The following is a 22608-nucleotide window of genomic DNA, read 5'->3' on the forward strand; positions in this document are numbered from 1 at the left end:
GATGTCGTGCCCGGTGGGTAGTGTTGGACACGAGGACCGGATGAGCGGGGAGGTCGACATGGCCCAGGAACAGGTCCAGCGGCAAGGCGGCGGTGACGGCGACGACGAGGGCGACGGCGCTGCCGCCGCCGGTCAGGAACGTCGGGAGAAGCTCGGCGAGGACGTCGACGCGATCCTCGACGAGATCGACGACGTCCTGGAGGAGAACGCCGAGGACTTCGTCCGCGCGTACGTGCAAAAGGGCGGCGAGTAGCAGCCTCCGGCTGGAGTAGGGAGAAAAACGCACCTATGGACTACAGCTCGACCGGGCACTTCCCGGCCGCGTCGCTGCCCCCGGCCTACCTGCGGCCGGGGTCGTCGTCGTTCACCGATTTCCTCCGTGCCCAGGCCCCCGAGCTGCTGCCGTCCGCGCAGCGCTACCCGGAGGGCTCGGTGGTGCAGGCTCCGCACGGCACGACCGTCGTGGCGCTGACCTACAAGGGCGGTGTGGTGCTCGCCGGCGACCGGCGGGCCACCATGGGCAGCACGATCGCCCAGCGCGACATGAAGAAGGTCTTCGTCACCGACGACTACTCGGCGGTGGGCATCGCGGGCACCGCGGGCATCGCCATCGAGATCGTCCGGCTGTTCGCGGTGGAACTCCGGCACTACGAGAAGATCGAGGGCGTCTCGCTGTCCCTGGACGGCAAGGCCAACCGGCTGTCCGCGATGATCAAGGGCAACCTGGACGCCGCGCTCGCCGGGCTCGCCGTGGTGCCGCTGTTCGCGGGCTTCGACACCGAGGCGGTCGACCCGGACCGGGCCGGCCGGATCGTGTCCTACGACGTGACCGGCGGCCGGTACGAGGAGTCGCTCGGCTACCAGGCCGTGGGCTCGGGCTCGCTGTTCGCGAAGTCGGCGCTCAAGAAGCTCTACAACCCGGACGCGGACGCCGACGCGGCCGTGCGGGCGGCGATCGAGTCGCTCTACGACGCGGCCGACGACGACACGGGCACCGGTGGGCCGGACATCGTCCGCAAGATCTACCCCACCGTGGTCACGATCACGGCCGCCCAGGGCGCGGTGCACCTGCCCGAGGCGCAGACGGCCGCGATCGCCGAAGCCGTGGTCGAGTCCCGCCGGTCCAGCCCCGCGGGCTGACTTCTCCCCACCCGCCGACACCAGGAGTCGCACAAGTGACGATGCCGTTGTACGCCTCACCCGAGCAGATCCTCCGGGACCGCTCGGAGTACGCCAGGAAGGGCATCGCGCGCGGCCGCAGCGTCGTCGTGCTGCGCTACGCGGATGGCGTGCTGTTCGTGGCGGAGAACCCCTCAGCGACCCTGCACAAGGTGTCGGAGATCTACGACCGCATCGGGTTCGCCGCGGTCGGCCGCTACAGCGAGTTCGAGAACCTGCGCCAGGCGGGCATCCGGTTCGCCGACATCCGCGGCTACCAGAACGACCCGCGCGACGTGACGGGTCGTTCCCTGGCCAACGTGTACGCGCAGACCCTCGGTTCGGTGTTCAGCGAGCAGATCAAGCCGCTGGAGGTGGAGATCTGCGTCGCCGAGGTGGGCCGCGCCCCGGAGCAGGACACCCTGTACCGGCTGACCTACGACGGTTCCATCGTGGAGGAGCCGCAGTACGTCGTGATGGGCGGCCAGGCCGAGGCGACCGGCACCGCGTTGAAGGACGCCTACACCGAGAACCTGCCGCTGGTCGACGCCCTGCGGGTCGCGGTGAAGGCGCTCAGCGCGGGCAGCACCAGCACCGGCAACGGCAAGCCGGACCTGCTCGACCAGCCCAAGCTGGAGGTGGCCGTGCTGGAGCGCGACCGCCCCTACCGCGCGTTCCGGCGCATCCACGGCGCGGCGCTGACCCAGCTGCTGCCCGAACCGCCCGCCGCCGAGGCCCCGGCCGCCGACGCGCCGGCGGAAGCACCGACCGACGCCCCGGCCAAGGGCGCCGGCAAGAAGCCGGTGACGGACGTGAACCTCCCGCCGAACGACAGCGAGAAGTAGGCGTCGCGACGCGAAAGGCCCCCGGTTCCGCGCCGGGGGCCTTCGTCGTGCCTAGAGGAAGATCTTGACCAGCTGGTCGCGGCCCTCGGGGTCGCGCAGCACGACCTGGTTGCCCGCGCGCAGCTCGGCGTCCACGAACTCGTAGACCAGCAGCGCCCGGTTCACCAGGTCGACCTTCTTCAGCCCGGTCCGCTCCTGCAGCTTCCCGAGCGCCTCCACCGCCTCGGCGATGAGCGCGACGTTCACCCGGTCCGCGACCGCCGGCCGCTCACTGGTCCGTTCGGTCGACGACATGCGCGTTCCTCTCCTCGACCCCGAGCCCAGTATTGCAGGGAGCGTGCGCACAAGCCACACAATCGGTGGTGAATGTGTGGCAACACCTTGCGCGCAGCACTGCCGGGGGTGCAGGATGCAGATGCCGGGCTAGCGACCAGTTGGGCGGGAATGGATGGGGGTCAATCCCCGCCCCAGTGGAAGGACGTCCGGCATGAGCAGTCACGCAGGACCGGATCGGGCCGTGCCCGGATTCGGCAGCACGGAGGGTGTGGGCGACGAGCCCACGCCCGCGGCGCGGATCCGCGTGGAGAAGACCGGGTTCTCGGTGGAGGTGGCGGTACCCGCCGCCCACACGTCCCGGCTCCTCACCGTCGCGGGGTACGCGACAGCGGCGGTCGGGGTGCTGGTCGGCCCCGGTCTGACGCTGCGACTGGTCCCGCCGGAGTTCCCGGTGTGGGCGGTCGTCGGTCTGATCGCCGGGCAGTTGGCCCTGCTCGGGCTGGTCGTGCTGATCACGCGCGCGCAGTGACGAGAGGCCCGGCACGACGTGCCGGGCCTCCCGCACGTGCGCGGTCAGGCGCGGGCGAGCAGCTTGCCGGTGCGCTCGCGCACGGACGGCGTGTCGAGCCCGCGCACCACGCCCGCCGCCACGCCGTTGCCCAGCAGCAACAGCAGGGCGGTGTCCAGGGGCCCCGATGAAGATCGACTGGTCGGTCAGCCGCGCGGCCTTTCGAGCCTGAATGCCGTTCGACAAGTGTCGAACCCCTGCGTCACAGGTCGAGTGCCCACGTCTCCTCGACCACGTCCTTGCCCCACTTGCGGACCGGCTCGCTGCGCACCGGCTCGAACCCGGCCCGCCGGTAGATGCCCCGGGCCACCTCGACCTCGGAGACCGTGGCCAGCGTCATCCGCCGGTACCCGACCCGGGTCGCGAACCGGACGCACTCCTCGACCAGCCGCTTGCCGATGCCCAGCCCGCGGGCCTGGGGTTCGACCAGCAGCAGGCGCAGCCGTGCGGTCTCGGCGTCGCCGCGCACGCAGAAGATCGAGCCGACCGGCTCGCCGTCGACCTCCGCGATCCACGCCGCTTCGCGCGTCGGGTCGTGGTCGAGCACGTAGTCCGCGACGACCCGGGCGACCAGAGCTTCGAAGTTGTCGTCGTAGGCGTACTCCTCGGCGTACCGGACGCCGTGCCGGTGGACGACCCAGCCCAGGTCGCCGGGGCGGAGCGGGCGCAGGAGGTAGGAGCGCGGGGTGTCGGTGAGGATGCGGCGGATCCGGGCCATCGCGGCGACCAGGGCTGTCCGGTCGGATGCCGGGACGCGGTCGAGCAGCGCGCCGATCGCGGCGTCCGAGCGCGTGTCGAGGTCGGCGAAGACCTGCCGGCCGTGCCCGGTCACGGTGACCACGTGCCGGCGCGCGTCGTCGGGGGAGGGGGAGCGGGTGATCAGGCCGTCGCGCTCGAAGCGGCCCAGGATCCGGCTGAGGTAGCCGGCGTCCACGCCGAGCGCGGCCTTCACGTCGGTCGTGCCGGCGACGAGTTCGAGCAGGACTCGCACCTCGGTGAGTGAGTAGGGCGAGTCGAGGTACGCGTCGTCGAGCAGCCCGATGACCCCGGTGTAGAACCGGTTGAACGCCCGCACGTCCGCGACCGACACGGTTGACCCCCTCAACTGAATGGTTGACGGAGTCAATCATATTCACGCCGACGTGTCACGGGCGGTGTCACCCGAGCCGGCCCGAGACAGTCCCTTCCACGTCCGGTGTGCGCCACGCCGCCGCGAGCAGTGCACCGCCGACCCCGCCGGCCTTCTCCTGCTGGTGGCGGCGCGGGCGGAGGTGCGTCACGGCCGGTAGATCGCGAGGGCTGCCGGGCGGGCTCGGAACTCGAACGTCGTGCCGGTGGGCCCGACCTCGCCGTCGGTGGCGATCGCCACGCCTCGGCCGCCCAGCACCTTCACGTCCAACCGGCGGGTTTCCAGGTGCTGGTACGTGCGGCTGCGGTTGAGCGAGCCGAGCAGCGCGCCGATGAAGAACCGGGCACGGGAGAACCGGGTGTCCGCGCGGATGTACCGGACGTCCATCAGGCCGCGGTCCAGCGCCGGGCGCATCGTCGGTGCGAAGCCCTTCGGGCGGTACGGGCCGTTGCCGACGAACAGCATCCACACCAGGTGCGGCTCGCCGTTCAGCTCCACCCGCAACGGCCGTGACGAGCGCAGCACCTCGGCCATCGCGATCCCCGCCGCCGGCCACTTGCCCCACCGGTCCTGCAGCTTCTCGCGGAGCCGGACCATGTCCGGGTAGCCGCCCAGTGACGCCGTGTTGACGAACCAGCGTGGCCCCACCCCGTCCACGGTCACCGCCGACAGGTCCACCAGCACCCCGTCGCCCGCCGCGACGGCCTGCGCCGCGTCGTCCAGGCCGGTCACGCCGACGTCGCGGGCGAAGTGGTTCAGGGTCCCGGCCGGGACCAGCACCAACGGCAGGCGGTTGGCCGCGGCGACCGCCGCCACCGCCGCCACCGATCCGTCACCGCCCGCCACGCCCAGCGCTTTCGGGGCGTGCTCGGCGACGACCGTGTCCAGCTCCTCGATCGACGCGATCCGGGCCTTCGGCCACTCCCGGGTGATCTCCTCGGTCGGGTCGCCGCCCAGCCCCGAGTTGGGGTTGACCACGACGACCAGGCCCTCGCCGTCCTCCAACGCCTGTAGCGCGGCGTGCTCCCGGGCGGACGCCGGCTCGTCCCGGCCCAACGGCCACCAACGCCTGGTCAGCAGGCCCGCACCGACCCCGATCAGGGCTCCGGCGGCCACGTCGGACGGCCAGTGCACGCCGGTGTGCACCCGCGAGTACGCCACCGCCGCCGCGACCGGCGCGACGACCGCCGCCAGCGCGGGCGACTCCATCGCGACCGCCGTGGTGAACGCGGCGGCCGACGCGGCGTGGCCGGACGGGAACGACGACGACTTGGGCCGCTTGGTCAGCCGGCGCGGCACGTCGAGCAGCTCGGCGGCCGGCCGACGGCGCGGGAACAGGCGCTTCGCGACCAGGCTCGCGCTCGCGCTGGCACCGGCGATCGCCGCGACACCCCGCAGTCCGGCGCGTCGTGACCGACCCTTGCGCAAGGCCAGCACGGCCGCCACGCCCAACCACAGCACGCTGTGGTTCGCGGCCTTCGACAGGCTCTTCATGCCCTGGTCAACGGGCGTCGCGGGGAGCATCCCGCAGCGCTTCATCAGGGCCTCGTCCAGGCTGTTCACTCTTCGGAGCACACGGGAACGTTATCCGCGAATCCCGCGTGCCGCCCGATTGGATCACTGAGGAAAGCACCGAATGCGCCTACTGTTGAGGCATGCAGCGGCGGATCTTCGGCATTGAGACTGAGTTCGGGGTGACCTGCACCTTCCACGGGCAGCGCAGGCTGTCCCCGGATGAGGTCGCGCGTTATCTGTTCCGCCGGGTCGTGTCGTGGGGCCGTTCCTCGAACGTGTTCCTGCGCAACGGCTCTCGGCTCTACCTGGACGTGGGGTCGCACCCCGAGTACGCCACCGCGGAGTGCGACGACCTGGCCCAGCTCGTCACGCACGACAAGGCCGGCGAACGGATCCTCGAAGACCTGCTCGTCGACGCCGAGCGCAGGCTCGCCGACGAGGGCATCGGGGGCGACATCTTCCTGTTCAAGAACAACACCGACTCGGCGGGCAACTCCTACGGCTGTCACGAGAACTACCTGGTCGCGCGGGCCGGGGAGTTCTCCCGGATCGCGGACGTGCTGCTGCCGTTCCTGGTGACCAGGCAGCTGATCTGCGGCGCGGGCAAGGTGCTGCAGACCCCGCGCGGCGCGGTGTACTGCCTGTCCCAGCGGGCCGAGCACATCTGGGAGGGCGTGTCGAGTGCCACCACCCGCTCGCGCCCGATCATCAACACCCGGGACGAACCGCACGCCGACGCCGAGCGGTACCGCAGGCTGCACGTGATCGTCGGCGACTCGAACATGTCCGAGGTGACCACGCTGCTCAAGGTGGGCAGCGCGAACCTGGTGCTGGAGATGATCGAGCAGGGCGTCCAGTTCCGCGACTTCAGCCTGGACAACCCGATCCGCGCGATCCGCGAGATCAGCCACGACCTGACCGGGCGGCGCACGGTGCGCCTCGCGGGCGGCAAGGAGGCCTCGGCGCTGGACATCCAGCGCGAGTACTTCGAGCGGGCCGTGGAGCACGTGGCCAAGCGGGCACCGGACCCGATGGCGGAACGGGTGCTGGAGCTGTGGGGCCGCACGCTGGACGCGGTCGAGGCCGAGGACCTGTCCAAGATCGACCGCGAGATCGACTGGGCCATCAAGTACCGGCTGATGCAGCGCTACCAGGCCAAGCACGACATGGACCTGTCCAACCCGCGGATCGCCCAGCTCGACCTCGCCTACCACGACATCCGGCGCGGCCGGGGCATCTTCGACCTGCTCCAGCGCAAGGGCCAGGTGGAGCGGGTCACCGACGACGGCGAGATCGAGGCCGCCAAGGACACCCCGCCGCAGACCACCCGGGCCAAGCTGCGCGGTGACTTCATCGCCGCCGCGCAGGCCGCCGGCCGGGACTTCACCGTCGACTGGGTGCACCTCAAGCTCAACGACCAGGCGCAGCGCACCGTGCTGTGCAAGGACCCGTTCCGCGCGGTGGACGAGCGGGTCGAGCGGCTGATCTCCTCCCTCTAGCCCTAGCGGACCGGGAAGGCTCTTCGTGAGGCTCACACCTCGTGAAGAGCCTTCTCCTCGTCGTGGCCACGGCGGCATCCCTGCTGGTGGCACCCTCCGCAGCCCAGGCGCACGACGCCTCGTGGGAGCTGCGGCCCACCGGCACCGACGCCCGCTTGCGCGGCCTGTCGGCGGTCAGCTCCAAGGTCGCGTGGGTCAGCGGCAGCAAGGGCACGGTGTTGCGCACCGGCGACGGCGGCCGGTCGTGGACGTCGGTGCCGCCGCCGGACACCGCGGCGTTGGACTTCCGGGACATCGAGGCGTTCGACGCGCGGACCGCCGTGGCGTTGTCCATCGGTCCCGGCGAGAGCTCGCGCATCTACCGGACCTCGGACGGCGGCCGGACGTGGGCCGAGGCGTTCCGCAACACCGACCCGAACGCGTTCTACGACTGCGTGGCGTTCTTCGACCGGTTCCGCGGCCTGGCCGTGAGCGACCCGGTGAACGGGAGGTTCCGGGTGCTGGCCACCCGGGACGGCGGCCGGTCGTGGCAGCAGGTGCCGACCGAGAACTTCCCGCCCGCGCTGGAGGGCGAGTTCGCGTTCGCGGCGAGCGGGCAGTGCCTGACCACGGCCGGGCCGCGGGACGCGTGGATCGCGACCGGCGGCGGCGCGAAGGCCCGGGTGCTGCACTCGGCGGACGGCGGCCGGCACTGGACGGCGTCCGACACGCCGTTGCTCAGCTCCGCGTCGGCGGGCGTGTTCGCGGTGGTGTTCCGCAACCGGCGCCAGGGCGTGGCGATCGGCGGCGACTTCGCCGACCCGTCCGGCGCGGTGGCGAACCTGGCGCTGAGCCGGGACGGCGGCCGCTCGTGGCAGGGCAACTCCCGTTCGCCGGTCGGCTACCGGTCGGGCGCGGCGTGGCACGGCTCGACGGTGCTCGCGGTGGGACCGACCGGCAGCGACGCGAGCCGGGACGGCGGGCGGACGTGGCGCGCGTTCGACGAGGGCAGCTTCGACACCGTGGACTGCCCGAACGCCTGCTGGGCGGCCGGTGAGAAGGGCCGGGTCGGGGTGCTGAGCAGGGGATAGGAGTCGGCAGCGGCCTCGGCCGGTGGTCGTCGCGCACTATTGACAAAATGGATTTGTACATTCAAAGTTGTCCTCGCGATGAGAGACGTCCTGTACCTGGAGCAGATCGAGCAGGCCGAGGCACTGCTCAAGCCGCAGCGCATCGAGGTGCTGCGGCGGTTGGCCGAGCCGCACTCGTGCACCGAGGTCGCGGGGGAGCTCAACCAGACCCCGCAGCGGGTCTACTACCACGTGAAACGCCTGGTGGAGGCCGGTCTGGCGACGCTGGTGTCGGAGCGCCGGGTGCGCGGCATCACCGAGGGCGTCTACCAGGCGACGGCCCGCGCGTACTGGCTGTCACCGGGCCTGGTCGGCCGGCTCGGACTGCGCCGCGCGCAGGACGAGCTCAGCCTGGGGTACCTGCTGGACCTGGTGGAACAGGTCCAGTCGGACATCGCCGCGCTCGACCGCGACCGGCCGGAACTGCCCTCGCTGGGCGTGTCCGGCGACATCCGGGTCCGGCCCGAGCTGCGCCGGGAGTTCTTCGACGAGCTGCGCACGACCCTGCAGGACCTGTTCAGCCGCTACGGCGGGGCCGAGGGCGACGCCTTCCGGCTGGCCGTGGCGTGCTACCCGACCCAGACGGAGGAACAAGACCATGAGTGAGACCGTGACCATCCGCGCCCGCGTCAACGCGCCGGTCTCCCGCGTGCACCGCGCGCTGACCTCGCCCGACGAACTCGGCACGTGGCTGGCCGAGCACGTCGCCGTGGACCTGCCGGACCGCTACCAGTTCTGGGGCCGGCACACCCCGGACGGGGACGCGCCGCACCAGGAGGTCCAGCACGCCGACGACACCACCCTCCGGTTCACCTGGCACGTCGGCGGCGAGGCCACCACGGTCGAGTTCGCCCTGGCCGCCGAGGGCGACGGCGACACCACGATCGTCTCGGTGTCGCAGAGCCACTTCCCGGGCTGGGCGGCGGCGGTGTCCGAGCAGGGCGTCCTGGGCGCCCTCTACACCTACTGGTGCCTGGCGCTGGCCAACCTGGTCGAGCACGTCGACGGCCGCCCGCTCACGCCCCGCGCCGACTTCACCACCTCGGACCTGCGCGCGTCGGTGGAGATCGCGGGGAGCAGGGAAGCGGTCTACCGGGCGCTGTCCGACGCCGACGAGTACTCCCGCTGGTTCGGCGCGAAGATCGACATCGAGCCGTGGGAGGGCGGCCGGGTCGCGATGGGCGGCTTCGACGCCAACCCCGAACCGGGCAAGGTCGTGGACCTGGTCGAGAACGAGCGGATGACCATCGACTGGGGCGGCGGCCTGGCCACCGCGTGGGAGCTGGCCGAGTCCGGCGGCAAGACCCGGCTCACGTTCGTGCAGAGCGGGTTCATGGACGGCCGGCCGCCTTACGCCGCGTGGACGGGGTGGCTGTCCGGTGTCGCCGAGCTGCGCCGGTACGTCGAGCTCGGCTCGGCGTGGACGCCGATCTGGCTCCAGGCGGAGATGCCCGGCGCGCCCGAGGGAATGCTCACAGGCGGGTGAGGCGGATCAGCCGGCGTTCGACGGCGATCGTCACGGCCGCCGTCCGGGTCGCCACGCCGAGCTTGTCGAAGATCCGCACCAGGTGCGTCTTCACCGTGGCCTCGCTGATGAACAGCGCTCTCGCGATCTCCCGGTTCGACAGGCCGCGGGCGAGGTGGTCCAGGATCTCGATCTCCCGGCGGCTCACCGCCGGCGCGGGGTCGCGGACCGTGCGCAGCAGCCGACGGGCGATGTCGGGGGACAGCACGGTCTGCCCGCGCGCCGCCCGCCGGACCGCGTCGGCCAACTCGTCCGGCGGCGAGTCCTTGAGCAGGTAGCCGGTCGCGCCCGCCTCGACCGCGCGCACCACGTCCGCGTCCGAGTCGTAGGTGGTCAGCACCACGACCTCGGGCGGGTCGGGCAGCGCGCGGACCCGCCGGGTGGCCTCGACGCCGTCGATGCCCGCGCCGAGCTGGAGGTCCATCAGCACCACGTCCGGCCGGAGGTCGGCGGCGCGCCGGACCGCGTCCTCACCGGTCGCGGCCTCCGCCACCACCTCGAAGTCGCGTTGCAGCAGACCGGTCAGCCCGAACCGGACCACCGGGTGGTCGTCCACCACCAGGACCCGCAGGGGGCCGGTCACGTCGGCACCGGTCACGTCGGCACCGTGACGCCCAGGGCGGTTCCCTCGCCGGGCGCGCTCTCTACCGACAGCGTGCCGCCGAGTTCGGCGACCCGGCTGCGGATGGAGGCCAGCCCGAAGCCCCGGCCCTCGCCCGGCGTCACGGCCCGGGGGTCGAAGCCCCGGCCGTCGTCGCACACGTCGAGCGTCACCGCGTCGCCCAGGTAGGAGAGGGTCACCACGACAGTGTGCGCCTCGGCGTGCTCCCGGACGTTGGCCAGCGCGCCCTGCGCGACCCGCAGCAACGCCACCTCGGTCGGCACGGTCAGCGGGTACGGCTCGCCGTGCACCTCGACCCGGTCGCACAGGCCGCGCAGCGCATCCTCCAGCGAACGGCCCTGCAACGGCGACAGGTCGCGCACGAACCGGCGTGCCTCGGCGAGGTTCTCCTTGGCCACGTCGGCGGCCCGCCGGGTGTCGCCGAGTTCGAGCAGCAACGTGATGCTGGACAGGCCCTGCGCCAGGGTGTCGTGGATCTCGCGGCCCAGCCGCTGCCGCTCGGCGAGCACGCCCGCCTCGTGGATCAGCCGCCGCCGGTCGAAGAACACCGCGCCGGTGATGACCGCGACCCCGACCGGCCCGAGCACCAGGCTGGGCTCCACCGCGTCGGCCAGCCTGATCTGGGCCAGCACCACGGCCAGCGTGAGCACGCCCGCGAGCGGCACCGCGAGGCGTGGCCGCAACTGGCGCAAACACTGGAAGAACAGCGGGATGGCACACCACCCGAAGCTGGGTGCGAGCCAGACCAGCACCAGCCACACGCCCAGCACCGCCGGCAGCGCTCTCGTCCACCGCACGCCCGCCGGGTACAGCGCCCCGAGGCAGAGTGCCGCGCCCAGCACGACGGGGTCGGCGCCGTGGTACGCGAGGTACCGCGCCGCCGACGCCGCCAACAGCACGTAGAAGCCCGCGTGCATCGCCCGGTGCAGCCACACGGCGCTCACCGTAGGCCGTCCGCGACGTCCTGGGGTCAACCGATGGGTTGAACCTCGGTCCAACCCATTTCACCAGGTCACGGGGGTGGGTCGGCGGCGATTCTGGTGTCGCCGACGTTCGAGGGAGAGTGCGATGAACAAGACCGTGGTGGGTGCGCTGGTGGCGCTGACGGTGGTGGGTGCCGGCGGGTACGCGCTGGCGGAGCAGCCGCAGGAGCGCGGGCGCGGTGGGGTGCCGGTGCGCAGCGAGAAGGTGCTGACCGTGGACGCGGCGGTGCGCGCGGCGCAGGTGGCGCTCGACGCGGCGGAGAAGGAGGGCCAGCGGGTGACGGTCGCGGTCGTGGACCGGGGCGGTGACCTGGTCGTCCTGCTGCACGGCGACGGCGCGGGCCCGCAGACCGAGGACTCGGCCCGGCGCAAGGCCTTCACGGCGGCCTCGTTCAACGCGCCGACCTCCGCGCTGGCCGGCCGGGTGACCGGGGCCGGTGCGACGCTGCGGGACATCCCCGGCACGTTGTTCCTGGCCGGCGGCGTGCCGGTGGCCTCCGACGGTGCTCCGGTGGCGGGCATCGGGGTCGGCGGCGCGCCCAGCGGCGACCTGGACGAGAAGTACGCCAAGGCCGGGCTGTCCGCGATCGGCGGCTGACCCGGCGCGCCGGGCCCGCCCGGGGACCCGAGCCGGAGGAGCCCGGCCCCCCGGGTGGTGGGTCGGGTTTGTCCGGTTCCGGCGGTCGCGCGCGACCGAATGGACCATCGGGTCGGATTCGGGTGGGGATGGGCGTCACCGGGGGTTCGGGCGGGGTTAGGGTTCACCGGTGGCCATCGCACGTGCCGAACGGCTCGTCAACCTGGTGCTGTGCCTGCTCTCCACCCGCCAGTACCTGACCGCCGAGCGCATCCGCGCCATCGTCCCCGGCTATTCGGACGCCGTGACCGACGAGGCGTTCTTCCGCATGTTCGAACGCGACAAGACAGAGCTGCGCGACCTCGGCGTGCCGCTGGAGATCGGCCGCAACGTGGGCGTTGACGGCCCGGACGGCTACCGCATCGCCCGGCGCGACTACGAGCTCGGCGACATCGACCTGGAGCCCGACGAGGCCGCGGCGGTCGCACTGGCCGCGCGGCTGTGGGACTCGCCGCAGTTCACCGGTGCCGCGCACGGCGCGCTGATCAAGCTGCGCGCGGCGGGCGTCGACGTCGACCAGGACGTGCACGTGGCGGTCGAGCCGAAGGTGCGCACCAGCGAACCCGCGTTCCCGCCGCTGCTCGCGGCCGTCCAGCAGGGCCGCGTGGTCGAGTTCGACTACCGCCGGCCGGTGCCGATCGAGGTGCGGCGGCGCACCGTCGAGCCGTGGGGCGTGGTCGCCTGGCGCGGTCGGTGGTACCTGGTCGGGCACGACCGGGACCGGCGCGCGCCGCGCTGCTTCCGGCTCTCGCGGATCGTCGGCGAGGTCGCCGCGGTCGGCAAGGCCGGTGCCGTGGAACGGCCCGACACCGTCGACCTGCTCAGCTTCGTGGCGCGCAGCGAGCCGGTCACCCAGAACGTGGCCACCGCCAAGCTGTGGGTGGCCCGGGGCCGGGCGCAGGGCGTGCGCCGGCGGGCCCGGCCGGTGGGCGAGCGGGAGGTGGACGGCGAGCCCGGCGACCTGCTGGAGATCGACCTGAGGTTCCCCGACTCGGCGGCCAACTGGATCGCCGGGTTCGGCCCGGACGTGCTGGTGCTGGAACCCGAGGTGCTGGCCAAGACGGTGCGGGAGAAGCTGGTCGGCGCGCTGCGCGGGGCGGGGGTGCGGGCGTGACCGCCTCCAACTCCTCCGCGGACCGGCTGCCCCGGCTGCTCGCGCTGGTGCCCTACCTGCTGGCCCGGCCGGGCATCCCGATCGTGGAGGCCGCGGCCGACTTCGAGGTCACCCCGCGCCAGTTGCGCAAGGACCTGGAACTGCTGTGGATGTGCGGCCTGCCCGGCTACGGACCCGGTGACCTGATCGACCTGTCGTTCGAGGGCGAGACGGTCACCGTCACGTTCGACGCCGGCATGAGCCGCCCGCTGCGGCTGACCGCCGCTGAGGCGACCGCGCTGCTGGTGGCGCTGCGCGCGCTGGCCGAGACGCCCGGCGTGGCGGACAAGGCCGCGGTGCGCCGCGCGGTGGCCAAGATCGAGGCCGCCGTGGGCCAGGCGCAGCCCGCCGGGGTCGCGGTCGGCCTGGCCATGCGTGAGGCCCCGGAGACGGTGCTGGTCCGCGACGCGGTGTCCGACGGCGTGCTGCGCGGGCGCGCGCTGCGGCTGAGCTACTACACGCCCTCGCGCGACGAGGTGACCGACCGGGTCGTGGACCCGATGCGGCTGCTGCTGGTGGAAGGCCGAAGCTACCTCGAAGCGTGGTGCCGGCTCGCGGACGGCGTCCGGCTGTTCCGGTTGGACCGGATAGACGGTGTCACCGTGCTGGAGGAGCCCGCCAGCCCGCCGCCGCACGCCGAGCCCACGGACACCTCCGAGGGGCTGTTCCGCCCCGACCCCTCCCAGCGCACGGCCGTGCTGGTGCTGGAGCCGGATGCGCGCTGGGTGGCCGAGTACTACCCGGTGGACGGCCTGACCGAGCTGGACGAGGGCCGCGCGCGGGTGCTCTTCCGGTACGCCGACACACCGTGGATGGTGCGCCTGCTGCTCGGGCTCGGCGGCGAGGTGCGGGTGGAGCAGCCGGCCGAACTGGTCGAAGCGGTCGCCCGGCAGGCGGAGGCGGCATTGCGCCGGGCGGATCACCTCCCGGCAACCTAGGACCTATACGGTGGTGTGGTGCCGTACTTGCCGAGCCTGGTGTTGTTGCTGGTCGGGATGGTGTTTTTGATCGTCGTCCTGGTCAAGGTCCTCGGAGCCTTGCGCCGCTTCCGCGCCGCAAGCACTCTGGTAGGAGACAGGGTCGGCGACGGCGTCGGATTGCTGCGCGCGCGGTTCGCCGCGCTCGGGGTGGCCTTCGCCGAACGGCGTCCGGACCAGGCCCGACAGGGCGGACCCCGCGTACCATCGGTGGACCGGGGGATGAAGGAGGACTACCGTGGGTAACCTCGGAGCTACTGAGCTGATCATCATCGCCGTGGTGATCATCTTGCTGTTCGGGGCGAAGAAGCTGCCCGACATGGCGCGTTCGCTGGGCAAGTCGGCCAAGATCCTCAAGGCCGAGACCAAGGGCCTGCGCGACGAGGACGAGCAGCAGCCGCAGCCGAACACCGCGCAGCAGACCACCGCTGTGCAGCAGCCGGCCCCCCAGCAGTTGCCGCCCGCGCAGCCGCAGCAGGTCGTGCAGCAGCCGGTGCAGCCCGTCGCGCAGCCGGTCCAGCCCCAGGTGGCGCAGCCGATCGAGCAGTCGGCGCAAAACCTCCAGAACAAGCAGAACTAGACGGAGAAGGACGGTCCGCGCCGTGGGGGCAACCAGTCCCGTCCGGTGGTGGTCCGAGCGCCGGGATCGTCGGAAGCTGACGAGCCGTCGGAGCAACCCCGACGGCACCATGTCGCTCAAGGACCACCTGTACGACCTCCGCCACAGGCTGGGGTTGGCTCTGCTGATCATCGCGATCGGTGCGGTCTTCGGCTGGTTCTGGTGGGAATGGCACATCTTCGGCCTGCCCAGCCTCAGTGACGTCGTCATCGCGCCCTACTGCGGCATCCCGGTGCAGCAGCGGCTCACCCAGGGCGGCCAGGGCTGCCAGCTGCTGCAGACCCAGCCGTTCGAAATCTTCATGATCCGGCTCAAGGTCGGCGCGGGCGCGGGCATGGCGGTCACCGCGCCGCTGTGGCTGATGCAGGTGTGGCGGTTCATCGCGCCCGGCCTGTACGCGAAGGAGCGCAAGTTCGCGCTGATCTTCGTGGGGATCGCGTCGGTGCTGTTCGTGGCGGGCGCGACGCTCGCCTTCTACGTGGTGCCGCAGGGCCTGTCGGTGCTCGTCGGCTTCGGTGACGAGAAGTTCATCACCGCGTTGACCGCCGGCGACTACATCAGCTTCATCATGGCGCTGCTGCTGATCTTCGGGGTCAGCTTCGAGCTGCCGCTGATCGTGGTGATGCTCAACCAGGTCGGCGTGCTGACCTACGACAAGCTGCGCAAGTGGCGGCGCGGGATCGTGTTCGCGCTGGTCGTCTTCGCCGCGATCGCGACCCCCGGTGTCGACCCGATCTCGATGATCGCGCTGGCCATCGCGCTGACGCTGCTGTTCGAACTGGCGATCCAGCTCGCCCGCATCCACGACAAGCGGGCCGCGCGCAAGCGCAAGGCCGAGGGCCTGGACGAACTGGACGACGACGAGGCCGCGCCGTTCGACTACAAACCGTCGCAGGTCGAGGAGATCGTGAACGAGCCGGTGACGCAGAAGCAGCCGCACCGGGTCAACTACGACGACGCCACCTGATCCGAGGCCGGCCGGCGGTGCTGTGAGGTCGCCGCCGGGCCGTGGATCTCCGGGCGGGCGCTGTGCCAGGATGCCGGGACGCACCGGACCCGGAGGTCTCCCCACCATGGCCTGTCCCGCCCCATGACCCGCGCCGCCCTGCTGGTCTGCCCGACCTCGGGCAAGGGACGTGCCGCACGGCTCGCGGGCACCGTGGCCGCCCGTCTGCGCACCGCCGTCGACTCGCTGGACCTGCACGTCGCCGGCTCCGCCGAGGGCACCGCGGACCTGGCCCGCCAAGCCGTGGACGACGGCGTGGACGTCCTGGTCGTGCTGGGCGGTGACGGCGGCGCGCACCTGGGCGTGCAGGCGTGCGCCGGCACGTCCACCGCGCTGGCCGTGGTGCCCGCGGGCACCGGCAACGACCTGGCCACCGCCCTGGGCACCACCTCCGTGGACGACGTGGTCCGCGCCCTGCACGAGGGCCGCACCCGCCCGCTGGACCTGGGCCGGCTCGGCGACGGGACGTGGTTCGCCACGGTCCTGTGCGCGGGCTTCGACTCCGCGGTCAACGAGCGCGCCAACGGGATGCGCTGGCCGGCCGGACCCCGCCGCTACGATCTGGCGATCCTGGCCGAACTGGCCACCCTGCGGCCGGAACCGCTGGTCGTGGCGACCGAGAACGGCCGGCTGGAGCTGGACGCCCTGCTGGTCGCGGTCGGCAACACCGGCAGCTACGGCGGCGGCATCCCGGTCTGCCCGGACGCCGACGACGCGGACGGCCTGTTCGACATCACCGTGGTGGCCGCCGCACCGCGCCGCACGCTGCTGCGGATGCTGCCCACACTGCGCACCGGGCGGCACGTCGACCACCCGGCGGTCCGCACGCTGCGGGCCAAGTCGGTGACCCTGTCCGGCCCCGGCTGGGTCGGGTACGCCGACGGCGAGCGGCTGCACGCGCTGCCGCTGGAGGTCTCGTGCCGGCCGGCGGCGCTGACGGTGGTGTCGGCGCAGGTCGGGGCCTAGTCCCGGCACGACGCGGGGCGGGTCGCGCGGTATCGGGAGCGCTTTTGTCGGTCCCGTGTGACAGCCTGGGAGGGTGTCAAGCGCTTCGCGGTCTCCGGCCGACGCCTACGCGGACTTCCGCCGCCGCACCACCCGGCCCAAGCTGACCGACTTCCTCTCGGTGCTCTCCTTCGAGCTCGACCCGTTCCAGCAGCGCGCCTGCGAGGCCCTGGAGGACGGCCACGGCGTGCTGGTGTGCGCGCCGACCGGCGCCGGCAAGACCGTCGTCGGCGAGTTCGCCGTCCACCTGGCCCTGTCCGAGGGCCGCAAGTGCTTCTACACCACCCCGATCAAGGCGCTGTCCAACCAGAAGTACGCCGACCTGGTGGCCCGCTACGGCGAGGGCAAGGTCGGCCTGCTGACCGGCGACACGTCGGTCAACGGCAACGCGCCCGTGGTCGTGATGACCACCGAGGTGCTGCGCAACATGCTCTACGCGGGCTCGTCCACGCTGAACAGCCTGGCGTACGTGGTGATGGACGAGGTGCACTACCTGGCCGACCGGTTCCGCGGCCCGGTGTGGGAGGAGGTCATCCTGCACCTGCCGGAGTCGGTGCGGCTGGTGGGCCTGTCCGCGACGGTCAGCAACGCCGAGGAGTTCGGCGAGTGGCTGGTCGAGGTGCGCGGTGACACCACCGTCGTGGTGGACGAGCACCGGCCGGTGCCGCTGTGGCAGCACATGCTGGCCGGCGGCCGGATGATGGACCTGTTCGCGGGGGAGGACGCCGAGGGCGCCACCCGGCTCAACCCGCAGCTCCTGCGGCACACCGAGGACCTGTTCCGCTACCACGTGCCGTGGAGCCGCAACAAGAACAACAAGGGCCGCCCGCCGCGCGGGTCGGGGTTCAAGCCGCCGTCGCGGGTGGACATCGTCCAGCGGCTCGACGGCGCGGGCCTGCTGCCCGCGATCGACTTCGTGTTCAGCCGGGCGGGCTGCGACGCGGCGGTCGGCCAGTGCGTGCGGGCGGGGCTGCGGCTCACCGCCGAGGCCGAGGTCGAGGTGATCCGCGAGATCATCGACTCCAAGACCCGCGACCTGCCCCAGGGCGACCTGATGGTGCTGGGCTACTGGGAGTGGCGCGACGCGCTGGAGCGGGGCATCGCGAGCCACCACGCCGGCCTGCTGCCGGCGTTCAAGGAGACCGTCGAGGAGCTGTTCGTCCGCGGCCTGGTGAAGGTGGTGTTCGCGACCGAGACGCTGGCGCTGGGCATCAACATGCCCGCCCGCACGGTCGTGCTGGAGAAGCTGGTCAAGTACAACGGCGAGGCCCACGTCGACCTGACGCCGGGGGAGTACACCCAGCTGACCGGCCGGGCCGGGCGGCGCGGGATCGACGTCGAGGGCCACGCGGTCGTGGTGTGGCAGCCGGGCATCGACCCGAAGGCGGTGGCGGGGCTCGCCTCCACCCGCACCTACCCGCTGCGGTCGTCGTTCCGGCCGGGCTACAACATGGCCGTCAACCTGGTCAACCAACTCGGCGCGGCCGCCGCCCGGGAGATCCTGGAGCAGTCGTTCGCGCAGTTCCAGGCCGACCGCTCGGTGGTCGGCCTGGCCCGCCGGCTGGACCGCAACCGGGAGGCGCTGGCCGGGTACGCCGAGGCGATGAGCTGCCACCTGGGCGACTTCACCGAGTACGCCTCGCTGCGCCGCCGGGTCGCCGACCGGGAGAAGGCGCTGGCCCGGCAGAACTCCTCCGCGCGGCGGGCCGAGGCGGCGTCGTCGCTGGAGCGGCTGCGCAAGGGCGACGTGATCGCGGTGCCGTCCGGCCGGCGCTCGGGGCTCGCGGTCGTCATCGACCCGGGCCTGGAGCCGCTGGGCGAGGCGCGGCCGCTGGTGGTCACCGAGGACCGGTGGGCGGGCCGGCTGTCGTCCGCGGACTTCCCGCTGCCGGTCGAGGTGCTGGGGCACGTGAAGCTGCCCCGCCAGGTCGACACCCGGTCGCCGAAGTCGCGGCGCGACCTGGCGTCGACGTTGCGCAACACCGGGATCGTCGCGCCGTCGCTGCGCAAGCGCCGGTCGACCGCAGACGACGACGCGGAGCTGGCCACGCTGCGCCGGGCGCTGCGGGCGCACCCGTGCCACGGGTGCGAGAAGCGCGAGGACCACGCCCGCTGGGGCGAGCGCTACCACCGGCTGCTGGCCGAGACCGAGCAGCTGGAGCGCAAGGTCGCGGCGACCACGCACTCGCTGGCCCGCGAGTTCGACCGGATCCGGGGCCTGCTGCGCGAGCGCGGCTACCTGCACGAGCAGGAGAACGGGCCGGGTGAGGAGGTCACCGAGCACGGCAAGCGGCTGACCCGGCTGTACTCCGAGTCCGACCTGCTGGCCGCCGAGTGCCTGCGGCACGGCGTGTGGCGCGGCCTGGACCCGGGCGAGCTGGCGGCCGTGGTGTCGTCGCTGGTCTACGAGGCGCGCCGGGACGGCCCGCTGGAGACCAGGCTGCCGCCGGGCAAGGTGGACGACGCGATGACCGCCACCGCGCGGCTGTGGGCGGAGCTGGAGGACGACGAGCGCCGGCACAAGCTCGACCGGACCCGGCAGCCCGACCCCGGCTTCGCCTGGCCGGTCTACCGGTGGGCGCGCGGCGAGTCGCTGGAGAAGGTGCTCAGCTCGTCCGAGGCGAGCGGCACCGAACTCGGCGCGGGCGACTTCGTGCGCTGGTGCCGGCAGGTGATCGACTTCCTGGACCAGATCAGGGACGTGGTCGGCGGCGGCGACCCGGTCGGCGCGACCGCGCGCAAGGCCGTCGACGCGTTGCGCCGGGGAGTGGTGGCGATGGCCACGGTCTGAGATAGCTTTGCGGGGTCGCTGGGTGCGCCCGGCGCTCCTGTGGTTTGATCGCGCCCGCAAGACTTGACACATCTTTTCCAGACCGACCGTCGGAGGCCGAGCATGACCAGTCCGTACGGACCGTCCGGAGGGAACGACCCGCAGCAGCAGTGGGGCCAGCAGCCCTACGGCGGTGGTGGGTACCCCGGCACGCCGTCGGGTGGTTTCCCCGCTCAGCAGCAGCCCGGTTACGGGCAGCCGGACCCGTCGCAGCAGCAACAGCAGCAGTGGGGGCAGCAGCCCCAACAGCAGCAGCAGTACACCCAGCAGTACCCCGGCGGCTACGACCCGACCCAGCAGCAACAGCAGCAGAACCCGTACGGTCAGCCGCAGCAGCAGAACCCGTACGGCCAGGCGGACCCGTCGCAGCAGCAGTGGGGCCAGCAGCCGGGCCAGTTCGGGCAGCAGCAGAACCCGTACGGCCAGCCCGGTTACGGCCAGCAGCCGCCCGCGAAGAAGTCCGGCGCGGTGCTCTGGGTGGTCGTCGCGCTGGTCGTGCTGGTGTTCGCGGCGGTGGCCATCACCGGTTTCGTGACGCCCGGCTTCTTCAAGAAGAAGATCTTCGACAACACCGCCGTCCAGACCGGGATCGTGCAGATCCTCAAGGACGACTACAAGATCTCCGACGTGGAAGGCGCGACCTGCTCCGGGGAGAACCCGGTGGAGCCGAACCGCACGTTCACCTGCAAGGTGAAGATCGGCGGCAAGGACAAGGACGTCAAGATCACGGTGAAGACCGCCGACGGCGAGTACGAGGTCGGCCAGCCCACCGGCTGACCCGCTCCGGCCGCACCTGTCGCGAAGCCACCCCGCCCGGGGTGGCTTCGTCGTTCCCGGGGCCGCTGAAACTCGTTCGCGATCCGGCCCCCCACCAGGCACCATCGGGTGGTGACCGACCTCGACATCCGCGTCCTCGACGACGCCCACTTCCGCGCCGCGAGCGCGTTGTTCCGGGGAACCCTGCACTACGCCCCGCCGACCGACGAGGCGTGGGAGACCGTCCGGACGACCTACCACGCGGGGCAGGCGTTGGGTGCCTTCGCGGAGGGTGAGCTGGTCGGCACGGTGCAAGCCTTCCCGTCCGCCCTCACGGTGCCGGGCGGCGCGGTCGTGCGGATGTCGGCGGTCAGCCGGGTCGGGGTGCGCGCCGACTGGACGCGGCGCGGCGTGCTCACGGCGATGCAGCGCGCCCAGTTGCGGGCGATGCGCGACGCGGGCGACGTGGCGGCGACCCTGCGGGCGTCGGAGAGCGTGATCTACGGGCGGTTCGGCTACGGCGTGGCGACGCGCTACCGCGAGATCCGGGTCAAGCGCGTCGAGACGCGGGTGCGGGTGCCGATCGCGGGCCGGGTGCGGCTGGTGGACGGGGAGACCGCGCTGCCGCTGTGCCGCGGGCTGTTCGACCGCCTGACGCCGGGCCGGGCCGGGTCGATCGCGCGGTGGACGGGCTGGTGGACCTCGAACGTGCAGCGCGCGCTCAAGGAGGACAACCTCAAGTTCGCCGTGGCGTCGGGGCCGGACGGCGACGACGGGTACGCGATCTACAAGGTGACGCCCGGGTCGTGGGAGACCGGCAACGAGAAGCCGACCGTGCTGGCCGTGCAGGACCTGTGGGCGGCGACCCCGCGCGCGTGGGCCGACCTGTGGGCGTTCCTGCTGGGCGTGGACCTGGTGGGCGAGGTGCTCGCCGAGGGCCGGCCGCTGGACGAGCCGGTGGAGTGGCTGGTGACCGACCGCCGGGCGGTGCGGACGGTGGACGAGTCGGACGAGACGTGGCTGCGCCTGCTGGACGTCGAGGCGGCGCTGGCGGCGCGCACCTACCGGGCGGGTGAGCCGGTGGTGATCGGCGTGCGGGACCGGTTCCTGCCGGAGAACGACGGCGCGTACCGGATCACCGCGCAGGGGGCGTCCCGGACGTCGGACGAGCCGGACTTCGTGGTGGACGTCGACGTCCTGGCCGCGGCCTACCTGGGCGACGTGACCTTCGGCGCCCTCGCGATGACCGGCCGCTTCGAGGAGGCGTCGGGCGACGCCGTGGCGCGCGCGGACGCACTGTTCGCCGCAGCTCAAACTCCGTGGTGCGGCACGTTCTTTTAGGAAGAGGAGGCGCGCCCCGGGCTCACGGGCTCGGGACGCGTCCGGTCAGGCGTTGCGGCGTTCCAGGGCGGTCAGCAGGCGGGGGAGGGAGCTGCCCAGGCCCCAGCGGCGGGTCAGTTCCTCCACGCGGTCCGGGTCGACCGGTGCGGCCGGTACCGGGTCCGGGCGGTCCTGGATGATCTCGGCGTCGGTGGCCACGTTGACCACCGTGGGTGCCACGGCGAGGTAGTCCTGGGCGTTGATCAGCGACGTGCGGGCGCGGGTGGTGAGCTTGCGGTCCTTGCCGTCGTGCACGGCCGCCAGCACCGCCTCCAGCGAGCCGAACTCGGTGATCAGCTTGGCGGCCGTCTTCTCGCCGATGCCCGCGACGCCGGGCAGGCCGTCCGACGGGTCGCCGCGCAGCACCGCCATCCCCGCGTACGCCCGGCCGGCGTCCCGCTCGGGCAGCGCGTACTTCGCGGCCAGTTCCACCGGACCGATCAGCTCCGCCTTCGCCCAGCCCCGACCCAGGTACAGCACGCGGACCGGGGTCGGCTCGTCGCGCACCACCTGGAACAGGTCGCGGTCGCCGGTGATGACCTCGACCGGGTCGGTGGCCTCCCGGGCGGCGAGGGTGCCGATCACGTCGTCGGCCTCGTAGCCGACCGCCTCGGCGGTGGCGATGCCGACCGCGTCGAGCACGTCGAGGATGATCGGGACCTGCGGCGTCAGCGTGTCCGGCACGTCCTCCTCGCCTTCGGCGCCCTCGGCGGCCACCCGGTGCGCCTTGTACGACGGCAGCGCGGCCACCCGGAACTCGGGCCGCCAGTCGGCGTCGAGGCAGGCGACCACCCGGCCCGCGCCGCGGTCGGTGATCACCTTGGTGATGGTGTCGACGAAACCGCGCACGGCGTTCACCGGGGTGCCGTCCGGCGCGGTCATCGATTCGGGCAACGCGTAGAACGCCCGGAAGTAGAGGCTGGCGGCGTCCATGAGGACTAGCGGGCTGCTCACCCCGGACAGCTTGCCAGACGGGTACGACAGCGGCCCGCGCGCACGGTCGGTGCGCGGTCGTG

At 72.5% G+C, this 22608-nt stretch carries 24 protein-coding genes; 18 read left to right on the top strand and 6 right to left on the bottom strand.

Going from position 1 to position 22608, the window contains the following annotated elements:
• The first annotated feature begins 58 nt into the window (after positions 1–58).
• The 3 genes from BN6_RS15485 to prcA are packed head-to-tail and all read left to right on the top strand — an operon-like array spanning position 59 to position 2003.
• A complete protein-coding gene (locus BN6_RS15485) occupies positions 59–253 on the top strand; it encodes a ubiquitin-like protein Pup (protein WP_015100599.1) in 195 nt (64 codons plus the stop codon).
• 35 nt (positions 254–288) lie between these two features.
• Positions 289–1140, top strand: coding sequence for a proteasome subunit beta (gene prcB / locus BN6_RS15490; protein ID WP_015100600.1), 852 nt, complete (start codon positions 289–291; stop codon positions 1138–1140).
• A gap of 35 nt (positions 1141–1175) precedes the next feature.
• Positions 1176–2003, top strand: a complete 828-nt coding sequence (gene prcA / locus BN6_RS15495) for a proteasome subunit alpha (RefSeq protein ID WP_015100601.1) — start codon at positions 1176–1178, stop codon at positions 2001–2003.
• Between the two features lie 51 nt (positions 2004–2054).
• Here prcA and BN6_RS15500 read toward each other — a convergent pair whose 3' ends face one another.
• The gene (locus tag BN6_RS15500; RefSeq protein WP_015100602.1) at positions 2055–2297 is read right to left on the bottom strand and encodes a hypothetical protein; all 243 of its coding nucleotides are present in this window, start codon (positions 2295–2297) and stop codon (positions 2055–2057) included.
• A 193-nt stretch (positions 2298–2490) separates the two neighbouring features.
• Here BN6_RS15500 and BN6_RS15505 point away from each other — a divergent pair, with 193 nt between their 5' ends.
• Positions 2491–2808: a hypothetical protein gene (locus tag BN6_RS15505; protein ID WP_148302888.1), complete on the top strand. Its 318-nt coding sequence runs from the start codon at positions 2491–2493 to the stop codon at positions 2806–2808.
• A 241-nt stretch (positions 2809–3049) separates the two neighbouring features.
• Here the strand turns inward: BN6_RS15505 and BN6_RS15510 are convergent, their stop codons facing one another.
• Positions 3050–3937, bottom strand: coding sequence for a bifunctional helix-turn-helix transcriptional regulator/GNAT family N-acetyltransferase (locus tag BN6_RS15510; protein ID WP_015100605.1), 888 nt, complete (start codon positions 3935–3937; stop codon positions 3050–3052).
• Between the two features lie 186 nt (positions 3938–4123).
• A complete protein-coding gene (locus tag BN6_RS15515) occupies positions 4124–5551 on the bottom strand; it encodes a bifunctional phosphatase PAP2/diacylglycerol kinase family protein (RefSeq protein ID WP_015100606.1) in 1428 nt (475 codons plus the stop codon).
• Positions 5552–5631: 80 nt separating this feature from the next.
• On the opposite strand from BN6_RS15515, the gene pafA reads away from it, so the two are divergent.
• The 4 genes from pafA to BN6_RS15535 all read left to right on the top strand — a co-directional run bounded on the left by pafA (position 5632) and on the right by BN6_RS15535 (position 9585).
• Entirely contained in the window at positions 5632–6990 is a 1359-nt protein-coding gene (gene pafA / locus BN6_RS15520; protein ID WP_015100607.1) for a Pup--protein ligase, read from the top strand.
• Between the two features lie 41 nt (positions 6991–7031).
• Complete coding sequence (locus BN6_RS15525) at positions 7032–8060, top strand: WD40/YVTN/BNR-like repeat-containing protein (protein WP_041312873.1); 1029 nt, start codon at positions 7032–7034, stop codon at positions 8058–8060.
• A 78-nt stretch (positions 8061–8138) separates the two neighbouring features.
• Positions 8139–8705 carry a winged helix-turn-helix domain-containing protein gene (locus tag BN6_RS15530; RefSeq protein WP_015100609.1) on the top strand — a complete coding sequence of 189 codons (567 nt, stop codon included), beginning with the start codon at positions 8139–8141 and terminating at the stop codon, positions 8703–8705.
• Positions 8698–9585, top strand: coding sequence for an SRPBCC family protein (locus BN6_RS15535; RefSeq protein WP_015100610.1), 888 nt, complete (start codon positions 8698–8700; stop codon positions 9583–9585). Before BN6_RS15530 ends, BN6_RS15535 begins: the two co-directional genes overlap by 8 nt.
• On the opposite strand, the gene BN6_RS15540 is transcribed toward BN6_RS15535, so the two are convergent.
• Both BN6_RS15540 and BN6_RS15545 read right to left on the bottom strand, forming a co-directional pair.
• Positions 9572–10222: a response regulator gene (locus BN6_RS15540; RefSeq protein WP_015100611.1), complete on the bottom strand. Its 651-nt coding sequence runs from the start codon at positions 10220–10222 to the stop codon at positions 9572–9574. The genes BN6_RS15535 and BN6_RS15540 overlap by 14 nt on opposite strands.
• A complete protein-coding gene (locus BN6_RS15545) occupies positions 10219–11190 on the bottom strand; it encodes a sensor histidine kinase (protein WP_041312876.1) in 972 nt (323 codons plus the stop codon). The genes BN6_RS15540 and BN6_RS15545 overlap by 4 nt, the downstream gene beginning before the upstream one ends.
• Before the next feature lie 124 nt (positions 11191–11314).
• Here BN6_RS15545 and BN6_RS15550 point away from each other — a divergent pair, with 124 nt between their 5' ends.
• The 10 genes from BN6_RS15550 (at position 11315) to BN6_RS15595 (ending at position 21553) form a co-directional block, all read left to right on the top strand.
• Positions 11315–11827 carry a GlcG/HbpS family heme-binding protein gene (locus BN6_RS15550; protein WP_015100613.1) on the top strand — a complete coding sequence of 171 codons (513 nt, stop codon included), beginning with the start codon at positions 11315–11317 and terminating at the stop codon, positions 11825–11827.
• Between the two features lie 169 nt (positions 11828–11996).
• Positions 11997–12980 (top strand): helix-turn-helix transcriptional regulator, encoded by a 984-nt coding sequence (locus BN6_RS15555; RefSeq protein ID WP_015100614.1) that lies wholly within the window; start codon positions 11997–11999, stop codon positions 12978–12980.
• Positions 12977–13957 carry a helix-turn-helix transcriptional regulator gene (locus BN6_RS15560; protein WP_015100615.1) on the top strand — a complete coding sequence of 327 codons (981 nt, stop codon included), beginning with the start codon at positions 12977–12979 and terminating at the stop codon, positions 13955–13957. Before BN6_RS15555 ends, BN6_RS15560 begins: the two co-directional genes overlap by 4 nt.
• A gap of 18 nt (positions 13958–13975) precedes the next feature.
• Complete coding sequence (locus BN6_RS15565) at positions 13976–14242, top strand: bacteriophage holin (protein ID WP_051075986.1); 267 nt, start codon at positions 13976–13978, stop codon at positions 14240–14242.
• A complete protein-coding gene (gene tatA, locus BN6_RS15570) occupies positions 14235–14576 on the top strand; it encodes a Sec-independent protein translocase subunit TatA (protein ID WP_015100617.1) in 342 nt (113 codons plus the stop codon). The genes BN6_RS15565 and tatA overlap by 8 nt, the downstream gene beginning before the upstream one ends.
• Before the next feature lie 22 nt (positions 14577–14598).
• The gene (gene tatC, locus BN6_RS15575) at positions 14599–15582 is read left to right on the top strand and encodes a twin-arginine translocase subunit TatC (protein WP_015100618.1); all 984 of its coding nucleotides are present in this window, start codon (positions 14599–14601) and stop codon (positions 15580–15582) included.
• 123 nt (positions 15583–15705) lie between these two features.
• Positions 15706–16587, top strand: a complete 882-nt coding sequence (locus BN6_RS15580) for a diacylglycerol/lipid kinase family protein (protein ID WP_015100619.1) — start codon at positions 15706–15708, stop codon at positions 16585–16587.
• Between the two features lie 73 nt (positions 16588–16660).
• Positions 16661–19417: a DEAD/DEAH box helicase gene (locus tag BN6_RS15585; protein ID WP_015100620.1), complete on the top strand. Its 2757-nt coding sequence runs from the start codon at positions 16661–16663 to the stop codon at positions 19415–19417.
• Between the two features lie 102 nt (positions 19418–19519).
• On the top strand, positions 19520–20233 hold the full coding sequence (locus BN6_RS15590) for a DUF4333 domain-containing protein (RefSeq protein ID WP_015100621.1): 714 nt from the start codon (positions 19520–19522) through the stop codon (positions 20231–20233).
• Between the two features lie 111 nt (positions 20234–20344).
• Complete coding sequence (locus tag BN6_RS15595) at positions 20345–21553, top strand: GNAT family N-acetyltransferase (RefSeq protein WP_041316883.1); 1209 nt, start codon at positions 20345–20347, stop codon at positions 21551–21553.
• 45 nt (positions 21554–21598) lie between these two features.
• Here the strand turns inward: BN6_RS15595 and BN6_RS15600 are convergent, their stop codons facing one another.
• Positions 21599–22546, bottom strand: coding sequence for a 5'-3' exonuclease (locus BN6_RS15600; protein WP_041312877.1), 948 nt, complete (start codon positions 22544–22546; stop codon positions 21599–21601).
• Positions 22547–22608: the final 62 nt, after the last annotated feature.

Origin of the sequence: Saccharothrix espanaensis DSM 44229, from assembly GCF_000328705.1 — a bacterium.
GTDB classification, from domain to species: Bacteria; Actinomycetota; Actinomycetes; order Mycobacteriales; family Pseudonocardiaceae; genus Actinosynnema; species Actinosynnema espanaense.